9 protein-coding genes are annotated in these 10,252 nt (G+C 43.2%); 7 read left to right on the top strand and 2 right to left on the bottom strand.

Annotation, left to right across the window (positions count from 1 at the left end; translation table 11 throughout):
• Together PN457_RS12315 and PN457_RS12320 are read left to right on the top strand one after the other, a co-directional pair.
• Nucleotides 1-389: glucokinase (locus tag PN457_RS12315; protein ID WP_271733636.1), on the top strand; the 389-nt coding region annotated here is incomplete at its 5' end.
• Between the two features lie 57 nt (nt 390-446).
• Complete coding sequence (locus tag PN457_RS12320; protein ID WP_271733647.1) at nt 447-1,541, top strand: TRAP transporter substrate-binding protein; 1,095 nt, start codon at nt 447-449, stop codon at nt 1,539-1,541.
• Between the two features lie 4 nt (nt 1,542-1,545).
• Here the strand turns inward: PN457_RS12320 and PN457_RS12325 are convergent, their stop codons facing one another.
• Nucleotides 1,546-2,883: a TRAP transporter large permease gene (locus PN457_RS12325; RefSeq protein WP_271733637.1), complete on the bottom strand. Its 1,338-nt coding sequence runs from the start codon at nt 2,881-2,883 to the stop codon at nt 1,546-1,548.
• Complete coding sequence (locus PN457_RS12330; RefSeq protein ID WP_271733639.1) at nt 2,880-3,434, bottom strand: TRAP transporter small permease subunit; 555 nt, start codon at nt 3,432-3,434, stop codon at nt 2,880-2,882. The genes PN457_RS12325 and PN457_RS12330 overlap by 4 nt, the downstream gene beginning before the upstream one ends.
• A 211-nt stretch (nt 3,435-3,645) precedes the next feature.
• Between PN457_RS12330 and PN457_RS12335 the strand changes: the two genes are divergently transcribed.
• From PN457_RS12335 to PN457_RS12355, 5 genes are all read left to right on the top strand, one after another.
• The gene (locus PN457_RS12335; protein ID WP_271733640.1) at nt 3,646-5,091 is read left to right on the top strand and encodes a bifunctional orotidine-5'-phosphate decarboxylase/orotate phosphoribosyltransferase; all 1,446 of its coding nucleotides are present in this window, start codon (nt 3,646-3,648) and stop codon (nt 5,089-5,091) included.
• A 12-nt stretch (nt 5,092-5,103) separates the two neighbouring features.
• Nucleotides 5,104-5,280, top strand: a complete 177-nt coding sequence (locus PN457_RS12340) for a hypothetical protein (RefSeq protein ID WP_271733641.1) — start codon at nt 5,104-5,106, stop codon at nt 5,278-5,280.
• A 149-nt stretch (nt 5,281-5,429) separates the two neighbouring features.
• The gene (locus PN457_RS12345; RefSeq protein WP_271733642.1) at nt 5,430-6,776 is read left to right on the top strand and encodes a histidine phosphatase family protein; all 1,347 of its coding nucleotides are present in this window, start codon (nt 5,430-5,432) and stop codon (nt 6,774-6,776) included.
• Between the two features lie 104 nt (nt 6,777-6,880).
• The gene (locus PN457_RS12350; protein ID WP_271733644.1) at nt 6,881-8,170 is read left to right on the top strand and encodes a dihydroorotase; all 1,290 of its coding nucleotides are present in this window, start codon (nt 6,881-6,883) and stop codon (nt 8,168-8,170) included.
• A gap of 1,399 nt (nt 8,171-9,569) precedes the next feature.
• The coding region (locus PN457_RS12355; protein ID WP_271733645.1) for an AAA family ATPase at nt 9,570-10,252 on the top strand (683 nt) is incomplete at its 3' end.

Raw genomic sequence — 10,252 nt, forward strand, 5'->3', positions numbered from 1 at the left:
CCCCCCCCCCCGCGACCCCACCCCCTGACCCCCTCCCCTTGAAAAAGGAGGGGGAGTTAATGGAAAAAAGCGTTGACCCGGGGGCGGCCATCGGTGGCGCAGCGGTTCAAGGGAGCGATCGCCTGTCGGTGGAAGCCCTAAAATTATTTGTGGATATTTACGGCGCTGAAGCGGGTAATCTGTCCCTAAAATTACTCCCCTATGGTGGTTTATATATTGCAGGTGGAATCGCGCCCAAAATTCTCCCCCTCCTGAAAAACGGCAATTTTCTGTTAAACTTCAGCCAAAAAGGGCGGATGCGTTCCATCTTGGAAGATATACCGGTGCATATTATTCTTAACCAAGAAGTAGGGCTAATTGGTGCGGCTTTACGTGCAGCTAGATTGTAAAAAACTGGTAAATTACGGATAACCCACCAATTAGCGCTGATAAATTTACCAAGCATGATTAAACGTCGCCAAATTCTCAACACAGCTGCGATCGCCGCAGGAACTGCGGTAACATTAGCGGCATGTGGTCGTACCGAAACTGCTGCCAACATCCAAACCAGTCAGCCCAATATCAGGTGGCGGATGGCCACCAGCTGGCCGAAATCTCTAGGTATATTTAGCGGTGCAGATACAATTGCCAAGCGAGTCAGAGAAATGACCAACGGACGTTTCACCATTACACCCTTTGCTGCGGGGGAGGTAGTACCGGGGTTACAAGTTATGGACGCGGTGCAAGCGGGAACAGTAGAATGTGGGCATACAGGTAGTTATTATTATACCGGAAAGAACCTAGCTTTAGCCTTTGCTACTACTGTACCCTTCGGCCTCAACGCCCAACAACAGAATTCCTGGCTGTATCATGGGGGGGGACTAGAAGCCATGCAAAAAATTTATAGTGACTTCAACATCATTAACTTTCCCGCTGGTAACACTGGGGCGCAAATGGGGGGATGGTTTAAACGACAAATTAACACTGTGGCTGACTTCCAAGGTTTAAAAATGCGTATTCCCGGAATCGGTGGCCAAGTTATAGCTCGCATGGGTGTAAATGTGCAAGTATTACCAGGAGGCGAAATTTTCTTAGCACTGGATCGGGGCGCAATTGATGCAGCTGAGTGGGTCGGTCCCTACGATGATGAAAAACTGGGTTTACACAAAGCTGCCCAATTTTACTATTATCCCGGTTGGTGGGAACCAGGACCGACATTAGATGTTTTAGTTAACCGTACTGCTTGGAATAAATTACCCCCGGAATACCAAGCCATCCTCAAGACAGCAGCTTATGAAGCCAACGTGAATATGCTCTCTGAGTATGACGCTTTAAATGGCCAAGCATTAACCAGACTGACCGCGGGGGGGACTAAATTAGTTCCCTTCAGTCGGGAAATTATGCAAGCATCTCAAACAGCGTCCTTTGAGTTCCTAGAAGAAAATGCTAGTCAGGACAGCACCTTTAAGGAAGTTTACCAACAGTGGAAAGGGTTCCGTCAGCAAGTTTTTGACTGGAACCGTGTCAATGAATTGAGTTATGCTAATTTCTCAATGAGTTGATCAATTAACTTCCTAAATTCGGTAAAAAACTGACAATCCCCGGAAAAGCAATTATTAACACCAAAACTAGCATTTGCAGCAAAATAAAGGGGATAGCGCCCCGATAAATATCAGATGTGGTGACTTCTGGGGGGGCGACACCACGCAGATAGAACAATGCAAAACCGAAGGGCGGTGTGAGAAAGGAAGTTTGCAGATTTGCGCCTAAAATCACACCGTACCAAATCAAATCAATACCTAACTGTTGAGCTACGGGGACAAATAGGGGGACAACAATAAAAGCAATCTCGAAAAAGTCAATAAAAAAGCCGAGAATAAATACTGTTACCATGCTGACAATCAAAAACCCCGTAGTCCCACCGGGAAGATTAGCTAGGAGATCAAACATAAATTGATCCCCATTCAAACCCCGGAACACTAGACTAAAGGCTGTGGAACCCAATAGGATAAAAATCACCATGGTGGTAATTTTTAAAGTGGCATCGCAAACCTGAGCCACAGATGGTAAATTTAGCTGACCGTTAGCAGCAGCAAGTGCGATCGCACCTAGACAACCTACAGCACCGGCTTCTGTAGGGGTAGCAAAGCCAAAAAAGATACTACCCAATACCAAGAAAATCAGAACTAACGGCGGTAGCATGACCTGAAATATCCGTTTTCCCAAGGCTTTACCACCAATGTTGCGCACCTCCGCCGGTAAAGCTGGGGCTAAATCTGGCTTTAAAAATGCCACAATCAGCACATGTAAAGCAAAAGCACCGGACATCATTAAACCGGGAATCAAGGAACCGATAAATAAATCACCCACAGAAACCCCTAACTGGTCACCCAGCACCACCAACACCACACTAGGGGGGATAATTTGCCCCAGAGTACCCGATGCCGCAATTACACCAGTGGCTAATTCTTTATTATACCCATAACGCAGCATAATGGGTAGGGAAATTAACCCCATAGCCACCACCGTTGCTGCCACCACACCAGTAGTTGCTGCCAACAGCGCCCCCACTAACACCACAGCTAAAGCCAGTCCCCCCCGTAACCGTCCTAATACAATCCCCATAGTTTCTAACAGGTTCTCAGCTATGCCAGATTTTTCCAGCATTGACCCCATAAAGATAAAGTAAGGGATAGCTAACAGGGTATAATTAGCCATGATGCCAAAAATCCGCTGTGGCATGGCAGTTAAAAATATCGGGTCAAATACACCCAGGGCAATTCCCACTATGCCAAATATGATTGATACCCCACCCAGAGAAAAAGCTACGGGATATCCCAGGGATAACAGCACCAAAGCCCCCGCAAACATAGCAGGCCCTAGCCATTCATAATCTAGTGTCATGATTTTCCTCCGGGGATATGGCGATCGCTATCGACTCTACCTTGAAGAATGGCCAAGTTTTTAATTACCTGAGAAATTCCCTGAACAATCAACAACACAAAGGAGACAATAATCATGGTTTTGATGGGGTAGCGGGGTAAACCATCAGGGTCTGGGGATGTTTCCCAAATTTCCCAGGAAGCCAGGATACTACCCCAAGAAAAAAATATCACCATCAGAGAAAATGGAATTAAAAATAACACTGTCCCCAGTAAATCTGCTAGTGCTTTCTGCCGGTGAGTCCAATTGTTGTAAAACACATCCACCCGGACGTGTTCATTATGCTTTAAGGCGTAACCTGCACCCCAGAGGAAAATTAAATCAAAAATATACCATTGGGCTTCTATGTAAGCATTAGAAGTTAAATTAATGCCAATCAACCGCCCTAAGTATCGCCCTAAAACATTCCATGCGCCAAGTATGACCATGACTAGCACCAGTCCACTGGTTAATTTGCCAATGCGCTCGGTACAGATATCAATGATTTTGGCTATCCTTAATAGTTTTTCCAATGATTATCTCACCCTCTTTAAACTTGCTATCCTAGTGACTAATCTTATGATTTTTCACGCACAATAGCATCACGTAACGTAAGCCATAGGCACAAAAAAGACCATCATAGGTATAGGTAAGCTAGGGCTGTATTTTGATGGAGTGGGATTGAGCCGACTGGTGCTATAAGATAGGGTTTTTTAAACCATACAACCCAGGGTAACTATAAAAATGAACTTTTTTGATAAATTACAAGCTAGTATATTCCAAAATCAAAGTTTACTATTTGTAGGTCTTGATCCAAATCCAGAACTCCTACCAGCAGATTATAAATCTGAGGATATCATTGCTGATTTACATAATTGGTTAGAATCGATTATCCGCGAAACTGCTGATTTTGTCTGTGCTTATAAACCAACTTTAGGATTTTATGAAGCCTTGGGTGTTCCAGGTTTAGAACTGCTAGAAAAAACTTTAGCAGCTATTCCTAGTCATATCCCCATTATCTTAGATGCTAAACATAGTGATTTAAATACCAGCAGTGTGTTTGCTCGCAGGGTATTTACACAATTGAATGTGGATGCTGTGACTCTGAGTCCTTATACAGGACAAGACCATGTAGCACCGTTTTTAGTTTACCTTGATCAAGCGGTATTTATTTTATGCTGCACTTCTAATGCGGGAGCAGAAGCTTTACAAAAATATCCCACAGAAGAATTACCTCTATATTTACAGGTAGTCAAGGAGTCTAGGAATTGGGGAACTCCAGAACAATTAGGTTTGGAGGTGGGGACGACAAACCCTGAGATTTTAGCTCGGATTCGGTCAGTTGCGCCGGAAAGGTTGATTATGGCCCGGAGTATTTGGGCTGGGGGAAGTAATATCAATATCAAGGAAATTTTAGCAGCTGGGTTAAATAGTCACGGTGATGGGTTATTGATTCCTGTTCCTCAAGATATGTTCAGTCAACCCAAATTAGCTGATCATATCCAGTCCTTACGTGCAGAGATTAATCAAGCTAAAAGTGAAATTTTCTCGGAAACTTCTACCTGTGCTGTGTGGTTACCTGATGTTTCTGTTGTCAATCTCCACCCCCAACAAGACTTGATTTTAAAACTTTATGATGTCGGGTGCATCATGTTTGGTAGTTTTGTACAAGCATCGGGAGCCACTTTTCCTTACTACATTGACTTACGGAAAATTATTTCCAATCCCCAGGTTTTTAATCAGGTTCTCACTGCTTATGAGAAAATTTTAAATTCTCTTGAGTTTGACAGATTAGCAGGTATTCCCTACGGTTCTTTACCCACTGCTACGGGTTTATCTTTGCGTTTACATTGTCCCCTAATTTTCCCGCGCAAGGAAGTGAAAGCACACGGAACCCGCAGGTTAATTGAGGGGAATTTTGATCCTGGTGAAACTGTGGCGGTGGTTGATGATATTCTGATCACGGGCAAAAGTGTGATGGAAGGTGCCGAAAAGTTAAAATCAGCAGGATTGAATGTTAGGGATATTATAGTCTTGATTGACCATGAACAAGGTGTAAAGGCGAGATTACTAGATCATGGTTATCAAGCTCATTCTGTGTTTACACTGGCGGAAATTACAGAAACACTGTATCAGTGTGGGCGAATTAACCAGGCGCAATTTTTAGCCTTTCGCGAAAGTCAAGGTTAGCACTATTCATGCTTGCATAACTACAGTTTCAGATCCCGGAATTTCCAACCAGAAATTCCGGGTATCTACTCTGGTGGGGAATTGTGGGTGCTCACCTACCTGAACCTCGCTCTAGAAATTGATCTGATTTTGAATAGCTATGAGCAGAAATCAGCAGCAGTAGGAGAATTACAGTTTTATGAAGCATGATTGATATAACTTCTCAGGTATTCACCTTGAAATCTACATGACTTGCGCCAAATTTGATTCACCCCTAGGTGTGAATCTGTCTGCCAAAATGCTCAATTGAAGAGCAATCGTTGTAGAATTATTCCTTGAAATACAGGAGGGCAAAACCGATGACCCGTGTCATCATTGTGCGCCATGGACAAAGCAGCTATAACATCGAGCGCCGCATCCAAGGACGTACTGACGTGTCAAGATTAACAGAGAAAGGGTGTGCAGATGCTAGTAAGGTAGGAAAAGCCCTCAGTAATATTCCTTTTAGTGCTATTTATACTAGTCCTCTCCAGCGGGCTAAGAAAACAGCTGAGATTATATACAGTGAGTTGGTAACGGAGTCTACAAGGTCTGTAACTCCCCAAGTTGCTGATAACCTGATGGAAATTGATCTACCTTTATGGGCAGAAATGCTCAGTGCTGATGTCAAGGAAAAGTTTACTGAGGACTACTGCACCTGGAAACAACGCCCCCATGAATTGCGGATGTTGGTCAAGGATGGGACAACGGAACATTTTCCTGTCTTAGCTATCTATGAACAAGCGCGGTTATTTTGGCAGGAAATTCTACCCCGTCATCAAGGTGAAACTATCCTCATAGTCGCCCATAATGGCATTAATCGGGCTTTGATTAGTACAGCTTTGGGTATTTCCCCCAGTCGTTACCATAGCTTACAGCAATCTAACTGTTGTATTAGCGTCCTGAATTTTGCTGGTGGTTTAGGGGAACCGGTGCAATTAGAATCTCTGAATCAGACCCAACACTTAGGGGAAACTTTACCCTCTTTGCGACCGGGACATCAGGGAGTCCGTTTGTTGTTGGTACGTCATGGGGAGACGGAATGGAATCGCCAAACTAGATTCCAAGGGCAAATAGATATCCCCCTCAATGATAATGGTAGACAACAGGCCCAAATCGCCGGAGAATTTCTCAAAGATGTGGTGATTGATTTTGCTGTTAGTAGCTCTATGCTCCGCCCCAAGGAAACCGCAGAATTGATATTGAACCACCATCCTAGTATAAACTTAGAGTTACAAGATGGTTTGAGAGAAATCAGTCACGGATTGTGGGAAGGTAAATTAGAAACAGAGATAGAGCAAGAATTCCCCGGAGAATTGCAGCGCTGGCGACTAGTACCCGCCCAGGTACAAATGCCAAAAGGGGAAAACCTAGAGCAAGTTTGGCAGCGGAGTGTGGCATCTTGGCAAGGAATTATACAAGATGCACTCACAAAACAACTCAAAACCGGTTTGGTGGTAGCCCACGATGCTACTAATAAAACTTTGCTGTGTCACGTTCTCGGTTTATCGGCTGATAATTTCTGGAACTTCCGCCAAGGTAATGGCGCTGTAAGTGTAATTGACTATCCATCTGGTCTGGATGGGTTGCCAGTGCTACAAGCAATGAATATTACCAGCCACTTAAGTGGAGGGGTACTAGATAAAACTGCGGCTGGCGCTTTGTAAAAAACAAGTCTTTTGACCAGAAAAGACCATGGTGGTTAAAACCACCAATTGGCCTCCCTCTCAGGGCTGAAGCTGCTGATTTTTCCGCTTACAACCATATTTTTATGACAGAACTGCTAAAAAAAGTAAGGGTAATTAATCCTAATTTAAAATCTGAGGAGATAGCTGATGTACTCATAGCTGATGGTAAGGTCGCCGCGATCGCCCCGGATATTTCTGATATTCCCGCTGACAGTACTATTCAAGATTGTCAGGGATTAATTCTGGGCACAGGATTAGTAGATTTGTATAGTCACTGTAGTCAACCGGGATTTGAACAGCGAGAAACGCTGTCATCTATGTTACAAGCTGCATCTGCGGGAGGGTTTACCAGAATTACTATTCTCCCAGATACATCTCCAGTTGTTGACCATCCGGCTATGGTAACACAGTTGCAGCAAACCCCACCCCCTCACGCCCACTCCCGGAAACAGGAGGGGGAGTTAAAGTTACACCCTCAAGTTTACGTTTGGGGAGCTATCAGCCTAGATTTAGCGGGGAAGCAATTGACGGAATTAGCAGATTTAGCTGCTGCGGGGGTCGTGGGTTTTACAGATGGTCAGCCTTGGGATAATTTAGGGTTTGTACAGCGAGTCCTGGAGTATCTCCAACCCTGGGGTAAACCGGTGGCTTTTTCCCCTGGCGATCGCCTATTATCGGGTCATGGGGTGATGCGCGAAGGTGTCGCGGCTCTGCGTTTCGGTTTACCCCCTGTACCAGCGAGCGCGGAAACTACCGCCCTGGCTGCTTTGTTAGAATTGGTCGCCGCTACAGCTACACCAGTACACATTATGCGGGTGTCTACCGCTCGCAGTGTGGAACTCATCGCCACCGCTAAGGCTGGGGGTTTACCCATCACCGCTAGCACTACTTGGATGCACTTATTGCTTGACACGACGGCAATAGCCAGTTATAATACTAGTCTAAGGTTGGAACCTCCTTTAGGTAACCCCAGTGATGTAGAGGCTTTACGGGGGGGGGTGAAAAATGGTGTCATAGATGCGATCGCCATAGACCATGCACCTTATACCTATGAGGAAAAAATGCAAGCCTTTGCCTCCTCACCTCCAGGGGCGATGGGTTACGAGTTAGCATTACCCCTACTCTGGCAGAATTTAGTAGAGACTGGGAAGCTTACGGCTTTAGAATTATGGGGCGCTCTCAGCACTCACCCAGCGGAATGTTTACAACAGCAACCCAGTACAATTACCACCGGTGCTAAGGCGGAACTGATTCTATTTGACCCGCAGGAAACCTGGAAGGTTGAACCGCAGAATCTGTATACGCTCTCTAGTAATACACCTTGGCTAGGAAAACAACTTCAGGGACGGGTTGTAAAAGTTTGGCATCCCTGATAGGGATTATGGATAAGTTTACTCTAGGGGTATATATGGAGTAGGATGGTGTAATTTTTTGAATCACTGTTAGGTATGGTGGGTGATGACGACAGGAAGCGAAAAAAAAACTTTTTTTTTCGCCCTAGTTATTTTCACTGAGAGGGATTGATAGGTAATTGTAAATTTTATCACTGTTAAGATTTGGGTTGATGGAAATTTTGATAGAAATTTTAAATGATTGTGACTAGATAGGATAAGGAGAATAGAATGAGAAAATATATCATTTTTGGGGTTGTGAATTTGAGAAAATAAGAAAATATATCATTTTTGTGGTGAGAGGGGTTATAAGTAGTTGTGAGGAGAGAATCTAGATAGTGATCTAGGGTAGTTAGTATTTGAATGTTTAATTTTAACAGGGATTATCAGTAATTGTGACTAAGTGTAAAATCCCCACCTATTGACTAGGTGGGGTAGTTGTGAAATTCTCCTTGACATTTTTTCAAGAATATGAACTGTTGACGGTTGACGGTTGACGGTTGACTGTTGACTGGTGACTGGTGACTGTTGACTGTCCTTGTGGATTGGGATTGGTGATACAAAATTTGAGCAATTAATGACTCTATTATTAATAGACAATGAACTTTATCTGGGTAAAACGCAAAAGATGTTGAGAATTTTCTCAAGAAAATTGCTCAGGAAAAAAACATTGATGTGCAAATCTTAGTCAATGAGTGGTTGAGAAATAATATTAAGTTAATTGAAAGTATTCAGTAAAAGGGAACTGACAAGTCAGCGCTTGGGCGATCGCATTCCCCCAATCCCCAAATAGCGATACCTTCGGTCAGCTTGGGCGATCGCACTCTTCATATTATCAAAGCTGCTGAAGTAGTCAGTTATTTAATGCTTGATCCTACAAGAATGGATAAATTTTGGGATTTATGTTGCATTGACAGTGTTAGCAGGTGACGACACCCCGGTGACTCACCAATGACTCACCAATAAACCACCAAACCGCTTACACCTGTTAGCAGGGTGATGACACCTGTACTATGTCTGTCACACGTGCTTACTACAATTTTCCCCTCACACCCAGATTATTTATGAGATTAACTTAAAGCTTCCTATTGTATCCTCATTTTTAATACTAATTCCTGGTAAAACCGTGTAACTTCTGGCATAAATATCACTATAGCAATCCTAAATGATTCATGAACAATTTCTGTTCCCTGTTTCGGTGTTCCGGTGTTCCCTTTCCTCACTGATAATTTCTCAAGTCAAATAGGATGACTATATAAAACTGAGATTAAATGAGATTAAAATTTATTATGGCTTCTTTCAAGGATAAAAACTAATGTCAGATCATAATTTTCCCAAATAAATGTGTAAACTTAAAGAGTTTACGTATGATCAAAATTTTATGACTCGCTGGTTTAATATTGCAGGTCCTTGTTCAAACGATATCCACTATGTTCTATCTCCCACAGTCAGATTACCAGACTTAGAGGCGTTAATTCAACAACGTAGTTATTTTGTCCTACACGCACCACGACAAACAGGGAAAACCACCGCCATGTTATCCCTAGCAAAACAACTGACTGATGCCGGAAATTATGCGGCAGTTATGGTATCTGTAGAAGTAGGAAGTGCATTTAATTATGATCCTACCACCGCAGAATTAGCGATTTTAGGAACTTGGTATAATACAATTCAAGATAGTTTACCAAAAGAATTACAACCTCCTGCTAAACAATGGCAACAGGAAGAAGCAGGAAGCAGAATTAAGGCTTTTTTAAGAGGTTGGGCAAAAGCTATAAATCGTCCCATAGTATTATTTATAGATGAAATTGATTCTTTACAATATCAAACACTAATTTCTATTTTAAGACAGTTAAGAGATGGTTTTCCTAACCGTCCAGAAAATTTTCCCTCATCGGTAGGATTAATTGGTTTACGAGATGTGCGAGACTATAAAGTAGCATCGGGAGGTAGTGATAGATTAAATACATCTAGTCCTTTTAATATTAAAGTTGCTTCTCTGACTATGCGAAATTTTAATCTGGCAGAAGTAGGAGAATTATATCAACAACATACAGCAGCAAC

This window comes from Anabaenopsis arnoldii (genome assembly GCF_028331025.1).
GTDB classification, from domain to species: domain Bacteria; phylum Cyanobacteriota; class Cyanobacteriia; order Cyanobacteriales; family Nostocaceae; genus Anabaenopsis; species Anabaenopsis arnoldii.

What these genes read in the sequence shown, in the direction of transcription:
- PN457_RS12325 (WP_271733637.1), bottom strand. Translation starts at nt 2,883, where the DNA reads ATGACACTAGATTATGAATGGCTAGGGCCTGCTATGTTTGCGGGGGCT.
- PN457_RS12345 (WP_271733642.1), top strand. Translation starts at nt 5,430, where the DNA reads ATGACCCGTGTCATCATTGTGCGCCATGGACAAAGCAGCTATAACATC.
- PN457_RS12350 (WP_271733644.1), top strand. Translation starts at nt 6,881, where the DNA reads ATGACAGAACTGCTAAAAAAAGTAAGGGTAATTAATCCTAATTTAAAA.
- PN457_RS12335 (WP_271733640.1), top strand. Translation starts at nt 3,646, where the DNA reads ATGAACTTTTTTGATAAATTACAAGCTAGTATATTCCAAAATCAAAGT.